Annotated in this window: 18 protein-coding genes and 1 pseudogene; 6 read left to right on the top strand and 13 right to left on the bottom strand. The window is 42.4% G+C overall.

Going from position 1 to position 16843, the window contains the following annotated elements; translation table 11 throughout:
- Nucleotides 1-60: 60 nt before the first annotated feature.
- From NT178_01355 to NT178_01345, 3 genes are all read right to left on the bottom strand, one after another.
- A complete protein-coding gene (locus NT178_01355) occupies nucleotides 61-1815 on the bottom strand; it encodes a DUF362 domain-containing protein (protein ID MCX5811181.1) in 1755 nt (584 codons plus the stop codon).
- Between the two features lie 127 nt (nucleotides 1816-1942).
- The gene (locus tag NT178_01350) at nucleotides 1943-2359 is read right to left on the bottom strand and encodes a secondary thiamine-phosphate synthase enzyme YjbQ (protein MCX5811180.1); all 417 of its coding nucleotides are present in this window, start codon (nucleotides 2357-2359) and stop codon (nucleotides 1943-1945) included.
- A 19-nt stretch (nucleotides 2360-2378) separates the two neighbouring features.
- Entirely contained in the window at nucleotides 2379-3446 is a 1068-nt protein-coding gene (locus NT178_01345) for a DUF763 domain-containing protein (protein ID MCX5811179.1), read from the bottom strand.
- 275 nt (nucleotides 3447-3721) lie between these two features.
- Here NT178_01345 and NT178_01340 point away from each other — a divergent pair, with 275 nt between their 5' ends.
- Together NT178_01340 and NT178_01335 are read left to right on the top strand one after the other, a co-directional pair.
- Nucleotides 3722-3916 carry a hypothetical protein gene (locus NT178_01340; protein MCX5811178.1) on the top strand — a complete coding sequence of 65 codons (195 nt, stop codon included), beginning with the start codon at nucleotides 3722-3724 and terminating at the stop codon, nucleotides 3914-3916.
- A 30-nt stretch (nucleotides 3917-3946) separates the two neighbouring features.
- Entirely contained in the window at nucleotides 3947-4912 is a 966-nt protein-coding gene (locus NT178_01335) for a DUF2860 family protein (protein ID MCX5811177.1), read from the top strand.
- Between the two features lie 100 nt (nucleotides 4913-5012).
- On the opposite strand, the gene NT178_01330 is transcribed toward NT178_01335, so the two are convergent.
- The 4 genes from NT178_01330 to NT178_01315 form a co-directional block, all read right to left on the bottom strand.
- On the bottom strand, nucleotides 5013-5291 hold the full coding sequence (locus NT178_01330; GenBank protein MCX5811176.1) for a hypothetical protein: 279 nt from the start codon (nucleotides 5289-5291) through the stop codon (nucleotides 5013-5015).
- 110 nt (nucleotides 5292-5401) lie between these two features.
- A complete protein-coding gene (locus NT178_01325) occupies nucleotides 5402-6409 on the bottom strand; it encodes a radical SAM protein (protein ID MCX5811175.1) in 1008 nt (335 codons plus the stop codon).
- A 96-nt stretch (nucleotides 6410-6505) separates the two neighbouring features.
- On the bottom strand, nucleotides 6506-7180 hold the full coding sequence (gene rnc / locus NT178_01320) for a ribonuclease III (protein MCX5811174.1): 675 nt from the start codon (nucleotides 7178-7180) through the stop codon (nucleotides 6506-6508).
- A gap of 66 nt (nucleotides 7181-7246) precedes the next feature.
- Nucleotides 7247-8827 carry an AMP-binding protein gene (locus NT178_01315; protein MCX5811173.1) on the bottom strand — a complete coding sequence of 527 codons (1581 nt, stop codon included), beginning with the start codon at nucleotides 8825-8827 and terminating at the stop codon, nucleotides 7247-7249.
- Between the two features lie 117 nt (nucleotides 8828-8944).
- Between NT178_01315 and NT178_01310 the strand changes: the two genes are divergently transcribed.
- On the top strand, nucleotides 8945-10543 hold the full coding sequence (locus tag NT178_01310) for a class I adenylate-forming enzyme family protein (GenBank protein ID MCX5811172.1): 1599 nt from the start codon (nucleotides 8945-8947) through the stop codon (nucleotides 10541-10543).
- Nucleotides 10544-10662: 119 nt separating this feature from the next.
- Nucleotides 10663-10941, top strand: coding sequence for a hypothetical protein (locus tag NT178_01305; GenBank protein ID MCX5811171.1), 279 nt, complete (start codon nucleotides 10663-10665; stop codon nucleotides 10939-10941).
- 68 nt (nucleotides 10942-11009) lie between these two features.
- Here NT178_01305 and NT178_01300 read toward each other — a convergent pair whose 3' ends face one another.
- Entirely contained in the window at nucleotides 11010-11687 is a 678-nt protein-coding gene (locus NT178_01300) for an energy transducer TonB (GenBank protein ID MCX5811170.1), read from the bottom strand.
- A gap of 320 nt (nucleotides 11688-12007) precedes the next feature.
- Nucleotides 12008-12211, bottom strand: coding sequence for a hypothetical protein (locus tag NT178_01295; protein MCX5811169.1), 204 nt, complete (start codon nucleotides 12209-12211; stop codon nucleotides 12008-12010).
- 654 nt (nucleotides 12212-12865) lie between these two features.
- Between NT178_01295 and NT178_01290 the strand changes: the two genes are divergently transcribed.
- Both NT178_01290 and NT178_01285 read left to right on the top strand, forming a co-directional pair.
- On the top strand, nucleotides 12866-13279 hold the full coding sequence (locus NT178_01290) for a pentapeptide repeat-containing protein (GenBank protein ID MCX5811168.1): 414 nt from the start codon (nucleotides 12866-12868) through the stop codon (nucleotides 13277-13279).
- 149 nt (nucleotides 13280-13428) lie between these two features.
- The gene (locus tag NT178_01285; protein ID MCX5811167.1) at nucleotides 13429-14001 is read left to right on the top strand and encodes a hypothetical protein; all 573 of its coding nucleotides are present in this window, start codon (nucleotides 13429-13431) and stop codon (nucleotides 13999-14001) included.
- Between the two features lie 318 nt (nucleotides 14002-14319).
- Here NT178_01285 and NT178_01280 read toward each other — a convergent pair whose 3' ends face one another.
- The 4 genes and pseudogenes from NT178_01280 to NT178_01265 form a co-directional block, all read right to left on the bottom strand.
- Nucleotides 14320-14475 carry a hypothetical protein gene (locus NT178_01280; protein MCX5811166.1) on the bottom strand — a complete coding sequence of 52 codons (156 nt, stop codon included), beginning with the start codon at nucleotides 14473-14475 and terminating at the stop codon, nucleotides 14320-14322.
- Nucleotides 14472-14802 (bottom strand): annotated as a pseudogene (locus tag NT178_01275) (type II toxin-antitoxin system PemK/MazF family toxin). The gene NT178_01280 and the pseudogene NT178_01275 overlap by 4 nt, the downstream one beginning before the upstream one ends.
- 267 nt (nucleotides 14803-15069) lie before the next feature.
- Entirely contained in the window at nucleotides 15070-15951 is an 882-nt protein-coding gene (locus NT178_01270; GenBank protein MCX5811165.1) for a GNAT family N-acetyltransferase, read from the bottom strand.
- Nucleotides 15952-16170: 219 nt separating this feature from the next.
- The coding region (locus NT178_01265) for a hypothetical protein (GenBank protein MCX5811164.1) at nucleotides 16171-16843 on the bottom strand (673 nt) is incomplete at its 5' end.

Here is a 16843-nt window from a genome sequence, read left to right as displayed (position 1 = left end):
ACAGAAATAGCGGAGCCGATGACGAAGCCAACGATGATAGCACTTTGATTTGAAGAGGGATTAAATATTTGCCAGAACCTCATTGAGCATCTCTTCCAGCCTTTCCTCCTCTGTTTTATCCGCGTATTTGGGTCTTTCCACATCCGGGAACAGACTGAATATCCCCTTCATGATGACCTCTGCATGGGGAGGACAGCCCGGCAGATGGGTACCTGTTTCAGCGTAATGCTGCTGGCAGATGCCCATAAATATATTTGTTTCTTCAGGATTGATTTTGGTTTCAGTGACAGGGCCAAGAAAGATGTTCACTTTTTTGTCGAAGGGACGGTCTATTAGAAGTCTTCCCGGGTCCTTAGGATCGGGTTTTCTTAGTTTGCTTACCACAAAGTGGAGATATCCCCTGCAGCCCGGACAGGCTTGGCCTGCATGGATTATAAAGTCCTTACCGCTGTTTATATTGATTTCAGGGAGTTTGAATGGGCTCTTCACTTCATCGATGGAAGAACCGATAATATTTATTTTCTCCGATTCAATAGGCCCAAGTCCCTGCATATAAGCAAGGTATACAGGTGGGGATAGCGCAGGTTCAAGGCCCATGATTCTCATGGTAGCAGCATCTGTAGCCACCGGGTTGGTCCCTCCGATAAGGAGGTTCATTGTCTTCGGAATACCGGATACGGGCCCGAAATCCTCCTGCCCGACAATTCCGTCAATGATAATGAGATCCGGTTTTACAAGATGGTGGATATTAACAAGATTCTGCCAGAGCCCGAAAAAATGGGTCATGTATTTTTCAAGTGGCGGGATAGCTCCTTGCAGGCTTTTTACACTCAGGGAAACATAGGCGGCAAAGTGTATCTTCATTACCGGGATGTTGATGATCACATCTGCCTTTTCCAGGGTAAGGGGTATCTTCCGGGAAAGCATCCTTTTACCTCGCGGTACCTGCTTTTCCACCAGTTCGTCGGTATTTAAGTCTACGAGACTTACCTTAGAGGGATCGAGATCAATAAGTTTGTCATACCCGTAATGGGAAAACTGCTTTGCTGTCTGGCTTCTGTTGATGGACGAACCTTCGGCAATGATTATCTTTCCTGCTATCGGGAGAAGCAGTTCTATCAAAGCTTTGATGACCCGTATGTCCGTGACAATGCCCCCTATGTAGACGCCATCCTTATTAATTCCGTGATCTGCAACAAGGTTAGGTTTTATCACCACTGTTTGGCCCGGGTTGACATATCTCTTCAGTCCTCCGAGTTTGTCGATAAGCGCCTTCATGGCAGACTTAACGCCATCATACGTAGCAGCATCGGAAACCTTTTGAATGGCCACTGTTTCGGTTTTCCGGTAAATTCTGGCAGGCTTGTGGCCTGCAAGTTTTTTAAAAAGCACCGCAATGCTAAGGTCCATCCTGAGAAATGATAATCCATCCACAGCAAAAGATCGGGTGGGGCGGAAACCGTATTCTATCATCCATTTGTACTTCTCCTGGTCTGTCTTCAGGATTTCCGCTGTAACAAGATTTTCCCTGAGAACAAGTGCATCAATCATGCCTGTCACAATATGCTCACCTTCCCCCTTTTTGCTTACCAGTATCTCAACAATGGTGCTCTTTTCCGGATCATATATTATCCAGCCCACTTTTATGGCATCCATTTCTGCCAGGTATTTAATAATGCCCGGGCTGTCCTTCCACTGCTGCCACTTCTTGCTTGTATAATTATTGTCAGCGCCTACGGATTTGTAATAGTCATTAAAGCTGTTCCACAGGGCCTTCGACAGCTTTCCTTTTCTTAGTATTATATCTGATGCCATTATGTAACCTCCTGCTGTGCCGTTTTATAAAGGCCGTTATGCAATAAAAGATAGTAAAAAAAATACTCACAGATATGTCAATAAATATTTCACCGGAATTATAAGCAGGGCGTTGATGTACGTGCGATTATTCCCCGATTGCCTGAACAATGACAGTTCTGTTTCTTCCCCTGTTATCAAAATCTATAAAGACTATTTGCTGCCATGTGCCGAGAGCAAGTTCTCCGTTTACCAGAGGGATCGAAAGGGAGGGCTTCATCAAAGCAGCCCGGACATGGGAAAATCCGTTCCCGTCACCCCAGCGCAGGTTATGTTCGTAATCCGTGTTTGAAGGAGCAATCTTTTCCAGCGCCTTTTGCAGATCCCCTATAACACCTGACTCATATTCTATTGTGGTAATTGTGCCTGTGGAACCGGGGCAAAAAACAGTCACAAGACCGTTCTTAACCTTTGAATTGCCGGTTATCGTTATGGTTTTACCGGTAATATCTATCGTATCCCCGAACCCCTTTGTTTTTAATTGAAATTGTTCGGTATGTACCATAATCTATCCTCCTTTTTAATTAACCTGATAATGCGGAAAGCTTTCTGAATGCATCGATCTTGTCCCTATCCCCTACCTTTGCCTTTTCAATACAAATTTTCAGGAATTCTATGGAATTTTCATAGGTATTTTTGTCAACAGGAAATGGGTAACCGTCTTTGCCACCGTGGGCAAAACTGAACCGTGCAGGATCTTTAAAGCTCGGAGGCTTTTCATACACAAGCTCGGATATTAAAGAAAGAGCCGATACGGTTCTCGGGCCGACGCCATGAATCCCTATAAGGTCTTTGAATGTTTCAGGGTGTGATTCATGAATTGTTCTGAACATCTTGAAAAGGCGTGTTTGATTTATGTCAGCAGGTGATATGTAATGTCTTTTTGGCATAGCCAAAGCAATCTCTTTCCATGTCTTGATCATTTCATCAGGATTTTCTTTGACAAAATCAACTGTTGATTTTCGTGTCCCTTCACTCTCACCAGCTACAAGGTTCAATACGTTCCCCCTCTCGTTGCAGGTAATACCGGTGTGAGGTTCATTTGTTATATCAAGACTTTCCCTTGAGAGCCATTGATAACGTCTTGCGTTTTTGAGATTTTCGGTCATGCCCTGCTGAATGATTGCCCAATCACCATCTTTTGTGAATATAAAAGTATGATGGTAAAGATTATAACCATCCTGGACGGCAGTATTGTCAACTTTTGCGCATAGGCGGCTCATGGCAATATGATCCGTAACGTCAACACCCCACTTTTCTCCATAGGCTTCAATATCTCCGGGGGTTTGGATTGCCCTTTTTGCCTTGCCGCCGCATATTGCTATCGGTATCTCATCACCTATAGATGCAAGACCTTCTTTTAATGCCCCGCAGACTGTTGTAGTAACACCGCTGCTGTGCCAGTCAAAGCCAACGGCACATCCCAGGGCCTGAAACCATACAGGATCGGCAAGACGGACAAGGAGCTCTTTTGTCCCGAACTCCAGAACTATGACTTCGATAAGCGCGGCAGAGAGCCTTTTCATCTTCTGAAAAAGCCATGCAGGCGCCTTTCCATAATGTAATGGCAGAGTAGTAACTGTCCTTTTCATAATGCGTTGCCTTAAATGTTTTCTCGATAGTCTATCATGTTTTGATGTCCGCAGGAAGGAAGATATGGCTTGATAAAAATCATATAAATGCTTATGCTATATCGATAAGTTTATTGCTCAAGAAGCAATAGCAAATTCAAGAAAAGGAGCAAGTTATGTTTGAGGTATCGGATAAGGCTGGAGAAATAATAAAGCAGTTTCTTGAAGGGAATAAAGGCCCGACTTCAGTGCGGATTATGAAGATGGAAGGCGGGTGATCAGGGCCCTCATTGGGTATGGCTCTGGATGAGTCACAGGAAAATGATGAGGTCTTCAAGGAAAAAGGTATAACATTTATTATCGAAAAGGAATTGTTTAAAGAAGTACAACCCATAAATGTTGAATTCATTGAATCTGCTACCGGTGCAGGTTTTATGATCAAATCTGAACTCTCGAAAAACTCAAGCTGTGGGAGTTCATGTAGTTGTTAATAAACGATATCACAACAATCAGGTCATGATATGACGAAAGAGCATATATTTGGAGAGTTAAGCACCATCTTCTTTTGTATGCTCTTTCTTTTTCTCTCTGTCATCCCCGATGCCCGGGCCGGCAAATATGAGATAACTGTCGGAGGCTGGGCAATGGCAGTGGAAAGGGCGGATAACCTCTGGGGAAAGGGCAACAGGAGAATTGACAGTCTTGGTTCGAAAGCCGCCGCAAGCACGTCCTCTTTGGCGCTCCCGTACTTTGATGCAAAGTATATCCCGGATTATCAGGAAGGACAAAAAGGCATTACCACCTTATATTTCAACACCATTGCCGAGCCGGGGAGTATCAACGTCGGTGTAAGGCATGTTTTCCAGAGTGGTGCTATCGATGTCTCAGGTTTTTACTCTCTGGTGGCAAAAAATTGGCAAAATCCTTATGTGTTATACAGAACAGCAACAAATACCATGTATTTCGGCAGCAGGATTACTTATGCAAAAATAATGGGCACCAATCTTTCTCTTTCTTATAAGATTGCCAGAACTGATGTCGACAATGATGTCATCGGGGGTCTCCATTCAACACTCAGACAGGATGGATTTACCCATAGGGCAATCATCGATTATAAATACGATTTCAATAAAATGTTCAGTATCATACCTGAATTTTCATTTGAAAGGGGTCAGTTTGACGGCGGCAGCAACAGCTACAACAGTTATGGAGGCGGGCTCGGATTTGCAATGAGAACTCCATTTTTCGACCTTAATACGCGGTTTTATGGCAGTACGGCAAAATTTGACAGACTCCATCCGATATTTGCAAAGACAAGGAATGAAAACACATATGGAACAAGCGTTGTGGCCACATTCCCGGAGCCCTTCGGATGGAAGAAGTATACAATAGTGGCTGGCATAAACGGGTATCAAACGGAATCAAATATAAGATTTTTTGACAGATATACCATGATGTCTCTTGTGGGGCTTTCATACAAATTTTGACGAAAGACCTTTATCGTGCGATAGTTTTTAAAAAATCATCGGAAATATGCATTTAAAGACCTTTGCAAAGGTCTCAAAATGATCTTACGGGGAGGGGTGTTTATATATCTCTATCAAACTGGCGCAGCATTTCGTCTATTTCTTCCTGGGACATTGATTCTTCTCCTGCACTTGTGTCTTCAGCAGGCATATCGGGAAATGTCATTTGATTTGAAACTGCTATTGTTTTTTCAGGCATTCCGCCCAGCAGTGCATTAAGGTCGTCCTGTGACAACAGGTCTTCTATTCCATTTATTTCTTTTTTAGAAACTACTGTTGTGCTTTCAGACAGTCCGCCCAGCAGTGCGTTAAGGTCGTTCTGTAATAACTGATTGTCCATTACCCTTCCAAAGGTCGAAATAATACTCCGTTAAGATGTTATCGGCAGAAGATTCTATTTTGTAAGTTTTTTATGCATTTTTTTTGAAATTGAAGATAAATTAGTATGATTTATGATGTTGAAAGTGCATCAAAGATAATGCCTTTTATTACTGTTGGGCCGCTGCACAATATAAAGCTTCCCTTTTCAATATCCTGCTTTTCCCAGGTCACGTATATACCCTGTTCTTTAAACCTTTCAATATTCACTCGCTTATGCCCTATAAGGTGCGGGATGTCTGCGCTGTTTAACTTCACAGTTACATCACCTTTTATTGCTGCAACATCAATATTTGTCTTAATTGCAAGATAGAATGCCTGCGATTTGACCATATATCCAAAGGCGGGGTGAAATTGGCCTGCAACTATACTGTCTTTTATCAATTCGTTAGCCGTAAGCCCCATCTTAACCGTCTTTATGCTGTGCCTCAAAGCATTAAGATATATATGGGTTGCGCGTTCAATTGCCTCTTCAAATTGAATGGGTACAAAAAGACCTTCTTTATGCATCCTGTGAAGGGGGGTATCTTTTAATACAACAAGCGGGTAAATCCTTATATAATGAGGAGATAAACGGATAATTTGCCTCGTCGTTTCCTTTATATCGTTCATAGTTTCGTCAGGTAAGCCCACCATAACCTGAAGGGCAACATGAAATCCCTCGTTTTTCAAAAGATAGAAGGCCCTGTAAAAATCCTCAATAGTATGCCCCCTATTGAGTTTTTTAAGCATAATATCGTTAAAGACCGGCATACCGAGTTCAACGACAGTCACCCTGTTCTCTTTCAGTATACGGATTGTCTCGTCATTGAGAGGGGTAGGCTTTGTGGAGATCTTGAAGTTTAAAATCCTCTCTGAAAAGTTATCAAAATATTGAAAAAGCATCTTAAGCGTTGAGGGTTCCACATTGAAGATATTTCCTCCGAATAAACCTACTTCAAACTTCCCTGTCATTTTTTCGAGCGATTTTTTAATCTGGGAAGGCAAATCATGACTGTGCACATCGGTAATACACCCCTGGTCGCAATAGATGCATCGATCTGTGCAGCCAAGGTGTGGAAGGAAAATAGGCACAATCATGCATATAGAATACAAAACTTGGGGGCAAGAATCCAGCTTGTTATGGGGTTTTTGGCTTCCGCCGGAATGACAAATTAAATAAAGTTACTGGAGAATTTAAAGCGTATATGTGCCAATCAAACTATTAAGAAGCGATTTAGCAGCATACTGCTCCGCCTCTTTCTTGTTCTTACCCATGCCTTTTGCTTTAAACTCTTTTCCAATACATACAATTACAGTGAAACCATCCTTTGTTTTTCTTGAAAATTTGTATTTCGGAAGCATACCCCATTTTTTCTGGGAATATTCCTGGAGCACATTTTTCGGACTTTTTTCTGTGAGTTTTTCTTCCTTGAAATGCGGGTTAAACAGTTTTTTAATAACCTGCGCTGTCTTTCTCATTCCACCGTCCAGATAGATGGCGCCTATAAGTGCTTCAAGCATATTTGATAAGACTTTGGATTCTTCCGGTACATTGTTTTCACCATTTCCGTAATTCATATGTTGTTTCAGATCTATGCTTCGCGCAATCTCGGTTAAAGTCTCTCTCTTTACGAGACTTGAGCGTGCATTGCTTAAGAACCCTTCATCTCTGTCACGGAATTTTTTATACAGTAGTATACTGACAATGCTGTTCAAAACTGCATCACCAAGGTATTCGAGCTTTTCGTTATCTGACCGTCTTACTTCCTTTTTTTCGTTAAAACAGGAACTGTGTGTAATGGCCTGGTTTAACAGCTCTCTGTTTTTGAAAACATAACAAATCGTTATTTCTAAAGGAGTAAGATCCATAATTCAAGCCGGAGGCACAGAGAAAAGGGCATAATGCCTTTGACTCTGTGCCTGTATTTAAACATGTTATATCTTAAATGCTTCTTTCATTCCATTAAATTTTTTCCTCAGTTTCGGCTTTTCTATCTTTCCGGTAGGATTACGGGGCACTTCGTCAAAGATGATTTTTCTCGGTCTTTTGTATTTGGGCAACCCCTCACAGAATTTTGCTACCTCATCTTCAGTCAACGTTTTGCCCGGCACCACGTCAATAATAACGGCAATTATCTCACCGAGACGGTCATCGGGCAGTCCGATAGCCGCTACATCTTTTACCTTGGGATTTGTGTGGAGGAAATCTTCAACCTCAACAGGGAATACGTTCTCGCCTCCTGTTATGATAATATCCTTCTTGCGGTCAACGAGCCAGATGAAGCCGTCTTCGTCCTGCCTTGCCATGTCGCCGGTAAAGAGCCAGCCATCAATAAGCGACTTTGCTGTTGCCTCCTGGTTTTTGTAATATTCTCTCATCACACCATCGCCGCGGACACAGAGTTCTCCGGGTTCACCGCTTTTCACAAGATTGCCGTTTTCATCAACAATCTTTGTTTCCCAATTAAAACCGGGTATACCGATGGCGCCTATCTTATGTTCATTCCCCATACCGAGGTGAACACACCCGGGGCCTGTAGACTCACTCAAACCATAGTTTGTATCATAATCCATTGTCGGGAAGTATTCTTTCCAGTGCTTTATAAGCGCTGGCGGTACAGGCTGGGCGCCTATATGCATCAGCCTCCACTGGCTCAAGTTATAATCGGTTGGCTTAAGCTCTCCGCTGTCAAACTTTAGAAGGATATCCTGAGCCCAGGGTACAAGCAGCCATACAATGGTTCCACCCTCCTCGTTTACTGCCTCGAGAACCCACTCCGGCGTTACGCCCTTCAGAATAACGGCCTTACTGCCTACAATAAAGCTCCCGAACCAGTGCATCTTTGCCCCTGTGTGGTAAAGAGGCGGGATCAGGATAAAACAATCCTTTTTTGTCTGCCTGTGATGCGCATTCTCAGTGATACATGCGCTGAGCATATTCTTATGGGTAAGCAATATCGGTTTTGGCTGACCTGTGGTACCGGAGGTAAAGTAGAGGCCGCATGGGTCATCATAGGTTATCATGGTATCCAGGGCGTTTGAAGGAGAAGCATAAACAAGCGATGCAAAAGATTCGGCATAAGAAGGAACGGTTTTCCCTGCACAGATATAATTTTTAACCGTGGGGAGTTTATCCTTTATCGCATCTATCCTACCGGTAAACTCTTCATCAAATATAACCATCTTGGGCTCGGCAACATCACTGCAATATTTAACATCATCGGCAGTAAAACGGAAATTGAGAGGTACAACCCATGCACCTGTCCGTACTATACCGAAATATGCCACCAGCCAGTCAACAGAGTTCATCATAAAATGTACAACCTTGTCGCCTTTCTTTATGCCCTTCTTTGCAAGGACATTTGAAAATTGATTTGCCCTGTCATCAAACTGTTTCCATGTTATCTCCTGTCTTGCCTTCGGAACCGCTGTCCGTTCGATGAGCGCCACATCATCGGGGTACATACGTGCATTTCTTGCTAATATTTCACCAATATGTGTGTATACATCTCCCATATAAAATCCTCCACATGTACTTGATAAATTTAGTATTGACAAATACTACCGTTCAATTTATCATGCTAAATAATACAATTGCAATACAAAAATAGTATACAAAAAAAGGAGGGCAACATGAATTTTGCTGTTTTTTCAGGACTTAACGCAAGCAAATTTCCAAAGAGAGAATTTATCATCGAGAGCTATCCTTCAAAGGGGCTCAGGAGGAGCCTGACCTGGGAACAGTTTGATAATCAGGCAAATAAGCTTGCAAACTATTTGAAGCAGGAATGCGGAATAAAAAAAGGCGATATCGTTGTGCACCTCGTGATGAACTGTATGGAGTGGTACGCAAGTTATATAGCTGTTTTGAAAATAGGCGCCACAGTAACGCCGCTAAACTTCCGTTTCGCAAGCTCGGATATCAAATATGCTGCTGATGTTACAAAATGTAAGGCATTTATTTTCGGTGAAGCCTTCAACCAACGAGTCGAACCGATCATGAAGGAGATGGATTACTGTAAACATTTTATCTGCCTCGGTGATAATTTATTGCCTGGTGTAAAATCGTATAATGAGATCATGGAAAAAGGCAATGGGACAAGCGTCTGCGTCGAAGCAGATGATGACGAAATGGCCGAGCTTATGTTTACATCCGGTACTACGGGGGCGCCCAAACCGGTTTCCCATACTCATAAAACACTGTTTTTCATAGGGATAGGCAATGCCCTTACGTATAATGAGGGTTACAACAGTATCTACCTCTCGCCGCATCCTTTCTATCACAGCGGTACACTTTTCCTCTCTTTCCCTTGCTATATTGCAGCAGGCAAGGTACTTATGCCGATGGAGATACAGCCGGAATTTTATCTAAGATCGATTGCCGATGAAAAATGCACCGGCGGCTGGAACACGGTTCCTACATGGTCAGATGTAATAAATGCAATCAAAACCGGCAAGGTTGACCTTTCTAAATACGACCTCTCTGCATTGAAACATATCGAGATCGGCGCCCAGCCGGTTCCATATATACTTCTGGAGGATTCGAAGAAATTCTTCCCGAATCTGCCCATTGCAAATATATACGGCATAACCGAAGGCGGAGGCGGCGGGCTTACAAACTGTTATGACGAAGACATCATGCGGAAACCTGGTTCAATAGGCCAGGCAACAGCATTTATGGAAGCAAAGGTGATTGATGCTGATAACAATGAACTTCCGGCCGGTCAGATTGGCGAACTCATCCTTAAAGGCCCCCGTCTCATGAAGGAATATGCCTTTAACGCTGAAATGACAGCCAAAACAATCACGGATGGGTGGTTACATACCGGAGACCTTGCCTATGTAGATGAAGAGGGTTTTATCTTTTTTGCAGACAGGGCAAAAGACCTGATCATCAGAGGCGGTGAAAATATCTTTCCTGCCGAAATAGAGGATGCATTACGGAAACACCCGAAGATACAGGATGTGGCGGTCCTTGGCTATCCGCATCCGAGGCTTGTAGAGATCGTTATGGCTTTTGTTCAGGCAAAAGAAGGTGAGACATTGACAGACGATGAAATAATAAATTTCTGCAAGGAAAAGGGTCTTGCAAAATTTAAATGGCCTGAAAAATTCGTCTATACCACTATCCCGCGCAACCCTGCAGGGAAGATCGAAAAACCGAAGCTTAGAGACATTTATGTAAAACCTGCAAAAGATGAAATGGAGAAGGAATTCAAGAAAGGTGGTTGATAGATAAAATATCCGAACAATAAATAAGCATACACAAAAACGCCCGTTGTATTCGACGGGCGTTTTTGTGTTAAACTGATAAAGTATCTGAAAAAACATTTTTATGGAAAGGTAAATAAATGGCAAGAAATCATAAAATAGGGATTACCTTAATTGCTATCGGCGTTTGTTTTCCACTTGCCCTGCTGCTTTTTGTATCGGGTTATAAGGAAAGCGCCGGTTTTATTGTTAATCTTCTCAGCTTGAAGATCATGGTCGGTATATCTGAAAAATTAAAAATAGGCATACCTTACCGTTTTTTCCTTGCCTTCGGGGTATTGCTTGTTTTTTTTGGTATAAGGTGTTGTTTTGACAAGGTAATAAAGAATATCCCGCCAGAGAATAACGATAAGGATTGAAGTTCTCTGCAAATATTGGGTTTATGGGGTTGTACCGGCTGCAAGCGTGGCCGGTAAATAAAGTTGGATTATTGCTTCAATTTGAATTCTATCGGCAATTGAACTACAACTAATCTTTTGTATTTATTGTTGAATGCGGCAACCCTTGTTAATGCATCTTTCGCTGCCTCATCGAGCATTTGAATGCCTGAGCTCTTGACAATCTTTACATCTCGAACCAATCCTGTTTCATTTATAATAAAATAAAGGATAACCCTTCCTTCCCAGCCAAACCTTCTTGCTTTTTCAGGATATTTCAAATTCTTCATAACCGCTTCCCGGACATATCCATAATCGTAAAGCTTCCCTTCTCCTCCCTGTCCGGGTAACCCCACGCCTCCTCCATCTATTCCTTCAGAAGAGCCGGAAACACCGCTTCCAATTTTTCCGCCTTTATGGACTCCCGCACCGGTCCGACTGCCATGTTCATTGTGATTTGATATGAATGCATTCAAGGATACCGTATCTGTTGGTATGCTGCTCTTATCCTTGTCCTCTGAGTCTATAGCGTTGTTTGCCGCAAACTGCTTATTGCCAGTGAGATTATCCACATTTCGAACTTTATTGCTGCCTGCTTTTGCCCCTTCCACTTTTGGGGATATTTTCTCCCCTTTGCCCTTCGCCCTTTGCCCTTCGCCCTTTATATTTGCCTCCCCCGATCTTTCTGCATACTCAATCATGGCAAAATCTACTGTAATGCTTTCCATGTTCAAGGGTTGAGCTGAAGGTATAGCAAATAAACAATACATTGCAAACACATGGATTATGATCGAAATTGAGATAGCAATATAAAAGTCTTTTGTCAGCCCTGAAAGACCTTTTAAAAAATTGCCTGAGAAAGTTCTTAAACGGGTCATGTTGTTAGTTATTATAACTCAGGAAGCATGCAAAGTATATGAAGAATGGGCTGATTATAACGGCACCCGTATCTCGTAAAATCCATATTTTGTTTTTCCCGTTTTATGGTCTTTATCTTTTAGCGCTTCACGTCAGTTTCTTTTGCGCCTGTACTCGCTTGGCGGGGGCTTCACGGGTTTTCATGCCCCCGAGAAACAGGGAGATTTCCTGACCTGATTTCGCCCTGAATTTCAGGAGAAAGTTTTAAAAGTGATATTGTGCGAAGCACCGTCCGTGTTGACTTTCCGGAGATTTCCGAAGCTGTTGACAATGTGTCAACGGTTTCTTTTGTCAAGGTTTCAGACCTCATCTCAAATTTTACCAACTCACTCATAACCCCGTTTACAGTATACCCCTTGTCACAGGATGTTTCGCCTGAATAAAAGCAAGTATTCCTTTGGCCTGATCCATAGGACTCAAGTCTCCACGCTGGAGGTTCTCATACCAATTCGGATTCAGAGATAGCCCGGGCAACGAGGAACACCCGCAAGCGGGTACCAGGACGTAGGAATATTTTCCGGTACGTCGAGGAGCGTGACGACGAGTTAACAAAGTTATATAATTGAAGGCGAATTGGTATCAGTCAGTTGAAGGGCTTTGGTATCACCTAATTCTTTGCCTGCTTATATTACTCGCACCGGTGCGGTTTCAAGTCCGAGTTGATGGGCTGCCACAAGACACCTCTCCCCACGGATGTTAACATTTCAGGAATGTCCACTTTCACCCCTCAAGTTAGTTATTTTATTTATAGTTGTATACAAAATTATCTCCTGTTTCTTAAAAAAAACTTGACTTCCTTATCAAGAAGACTATATAAATATTTTATGATATAGAGAAAACAAACAACTGAATATCTGAACGGGTTCAGAGATGATTTATATCTCTGGAGGTAAATATACAGGATAGTCGGGCCGCTACCTGAAGATTAAATTCTTCAGGTAGCGGCTTTTTTTATTAGTATTTTTTAAATAAATTAAAGGAGGTTTTTATGTACAAACTAAAAGGAATGTTGACTATTGTCATGGTTGTTTTTTGTTTTTTTGTTTCATTAACGACTCTTTACGGGTTTGATGAAAAGCAGGTTCAGACACTGAAAAAAACAAACAAATGCCCGAAGTGTGACCTTTCAGGGGCAAAATTGAATAATATTGATATGGAATACGTTGATCTTTCCTCTGCAAATCTCTCCGGAGCAGACCTATCTAATTCAATGATGGGTAACGCAAATCTTTCAAAAGCTAATCTATCAGGCGCTAATCTATCAGGTACCAATCTCGGTTTTGCCGCTCTATCAGGTGCCGACGTGTCTAAGGCAAACCTTACGAATGTTTTTCTTGATCAGGCAATCTGGATCAATGGCAAGATGTGCAAAATAGGTTCAGTCGGGAAGTGTAAACAGTGAATCATCGTATAAGCAGTTTATCAAAAGAGCCTGCCTGTTTTGTTGGGCCGGATATGTTGCGGTTTTATTTATGACAGGATACAGGAGGTAAAATTGATCTGTTAACCTCTCAAATATCAATATTTCACCAACTAAACAGGAGGAAGGTAATGAAACAGTATTTGTTTGTATCAGGGTTCGTGCTCCTATTCGTAATAACAATGCTTTCAAATGTGTTTGCAATCGATATTACGGCAGACATGGTTACAAAAGAAGGGAAAGTAATAAGAAATGGCAAGTTTTATTCAAAAGATAACAAGTGCCGCGTGGAAAGAGGCAGTACCCCTATGTACACGATCATAAGGGGAGATAAAGGTCTATTATGGCAGATTAATGCCGCTGAAAATACATATATTGAGGCAAAATTAACACCAGCCTTGAAGCCATGGACGGAGGAAAAAATATTCGGTGAAGTAAGCAGGAAGGAAATCGGTGCAGAAGCTATAGACGGACATCCGACTAAGAAATATGAAGTTATCGTTAAACAGGATAATAAGAGTGACACATATCATCAGTGGTTTGCGACGGACATACGTTTTCCCGTTAGAATAGTGAATACTAATGGAAAATGGAGTAGGGAATATAAGAATATCAAAAAAGTGTCTCCTGATAACATCTTCAACTTACCGGTTAACGCGACCCTCGACACAATGACAATTCCTGATGTATTGGGTGGCCACTAACAGTCCTTATTTGTGATTTAATTGCCCACTTGAACACAAGAGTGGGCAATTAAATTGACCTTTGACAACCATTACCGGTTGAAACATGGCATAGATTGCTTAACCAGCAAACATTTGGTTATAGGAAGTTATGCTTTGTTGAAGGCAGCGACCGCGAAGCCTGATTTTAGGGTGTCTGTAAGCTTTAAAGCTTTATAGGGTCAGGTCTTGTTTTTTGCAGGCGCCTCAAATCTAAGCGCGTGTTCATCGCCCTCCATATAAAATCAATTGTGTTCCAATTCCCTTAAAGCTTCATGCAAAAACCACGCAGTATCAACTTCAAGAAGGAGTTCTTGTCTGCCCGTCAAGCCTGCCAATCGTGAGCTTTGCGGTTTCCTGAAAACAAAGCTTATGTATAGTAACGGTGAAGCCGCCTGCCGGTGCGAAGCACAGCGGAACAACGATCTGGAGAGCTGCCAGGCTGGGAAATTTCAAAATGCAAACAGCCTCTGCAAGACGGGAATAACCTTTAACTGGGTTTCTGTATCAAGAGTGCCGAGGTTTTTTATAAGTCGCGTTTTGTCTATTGTTCGTATCTGATCTAAAACGATATGCGCCTTTTTCTTCTTAAATTGGTATTCAATTCGTGTGGGATAGTCTTCCCCGGCTGTAGTCATCGGGGCAACTATATACTGTGCTGATGTGCCTGTTCATTTCGTCCGGTGAAATAATCAAACAAGACCTTGTTTTCTGAATTTCAGAACCAACAGTAGGATCAAGATTTGTCAGATACACATCGAATAGGTTCACTACCATTGCCATTCCTTTTCATCCCAGGAATGGGAAATATTTTCGTTTCCGTCTATTAATATGTGATGGCCGTTTTGGGCCAGCGTGTTCTTATTATTTTACCTCCTTGACTGAATGGTGTTCACATTGTAATTACATTTATCTTAAAGTCATGAGTTTGTATAAATCAAACAATGTAATTGATTGCCGATTATATTGTTGTACAACGGGTGTAGGTTTCAAAAACTCCATTGCAGGAAGAAGATCAGCATCTAAAGCCAAAACCACGCAGCCCCCCCCTTAGCCGAGTTCAAAACTTGTGATTCCGAATATCTTCCTTATGGGAACAGCGGGCATTTTTTTATTGTACATTCTGCCTGTTTCAAATACGGGCGTCATATTGTGGCCTTGTGCGAGCGCGAGGGCAGGGGGGTTTATTGCGGGGACATCGAGGAACACAGGTGCCTGCGCCGACACCTTTCCTGTCAATGCATCAAACAATCTTTCGGCAATATCAAAGGAATCGGCGAATAGAGGGCCTATTTTAAATCCTGTCCTGCAGGGGCGTATCACACCGTAGCCTTTCAGTTTCCCGTCTTCGAGAAAACCCAGGGATGCGCCATCCGGCTGTATAATCCATCGTTCAAGAAATGTGGCCCGTTTCGCCGGAAAAATACCGGCATCATAGAAAACAATCGTCTCAAAGGGAAGAGCTGCCAGTTCAACAACTCCGGTGGAGCCTGATCCTCCTCCTCTGCCTTCGTATCGAATATTCCTGTGGGCAAGGGTAAAACCGAACTTCTCATAATTCTTTATTTTCTTCACCACTCCGTCGATACCGATGTTTCGGGCGCCAAGATAGCTCATTGCTCTTTTTCCAAGCTCGACGCCATACCATTTCCCGCGCAGTTCTTCCCTGACGATATAGAAACCTATAAAACCAAAAGAGTCTCCATAAGAGACCGCAGAGATACACCCTATCGGTTCGCTGTTCAGTTCTCCGATAAAGAAACCCTGGGGGTCCGTATTATAGAAGCATGCTGCGTCATTCAACCCGGGGTTCCAGCCCTCCCGGGCTGCCCAATCAACAGCAAGTTCAACATCATCCTTTGTCATCTGTCGTATGACAAACCTATTTTCACCCATATTCGCACCTTTCCTGCTTTTTTCTTGCCGTTCCATTTTCTATCTGCGTTATGAGATTGTCAAGAAAATTTTGGTTTGAAGATTATAATGAATATCATCCCCATAAGGGATTGAAAATGAAATCGCCGGGGGAGCACAGGAGAGCATTAGATAAGTTAGAAGGGTGTCCGGTTTAATAGGGGCACCTCCAAGTGAATAGTCGTTAGTCAAAAGCCTATGTGTCATTCATCGCCTTTTTCACTATTCACTGTTTTTTTACACTTGTGGCGGCCTTTTCTTTCCGTATGGGATGTTAGGCATCTCCTGCTGGACATGATCACAGAAGACCTGCAAATCATAGAGGAATTTTTCAACATCTTCTCTTATATAAGTTCCAAGACCTTTATCAAAAACTGTTTTTATTAATGCAAGGCTTTTAACCTGTTTTTTCACGGATACGGGTTTTGTATTATTCGGATCAGGTTTTGCTTTTTTGTATGCTGTAAGCATTCTTTCAAGGGTAATATAAGTAACCGGAGTTTTCAAAATGTCGGTGAATATTTTCATGCGGTCGGGACATTCGAGGTTCGCGGCAAAGAGATAACCCTGAGAAACAGGGAGATTTCCTGATCTGATTTCAGCCTGAATTTCAGGAGAAAGTTTTAAAAGTGAAATTGTGCGATGCAGCGTCATTATTGACTTTCCGGAGATTTCAGAAATTGCTATCACATTGATAGCAATTTCTTCCGGCAGGTCTTCGGGCCTCCGATTATACATCACCAACTCACTCATCACCCCGTCTATATCGTACCCCTTCTCAGGATGTTTTGCCTGAATATATGCAAGAATCCCTTTTGCCTGGTCAATAGGATTTAAGTCTTCCCGCTGGAGGTTCTCTGTGAGTTGAAGGGCTATGGTGTCCCCCAATTCCTTACCTGCTTCAATAATT

It is taken from the genome of Pseudomonadota bacterium, from assembly GCA_026388255.1.
Classification (GTDB): domain Bacteria; phylum Desulfobacterota; class Syntrophorhabdia; order Syntrophorhabdales; family Syntrophorhabdaceae; genus JAPLKB01.
The sequence above is the reverse complement of the archived record's forward strand: the minus strand, read 5'-3'. Positions and strand labels throughout refer to the sequence as shown.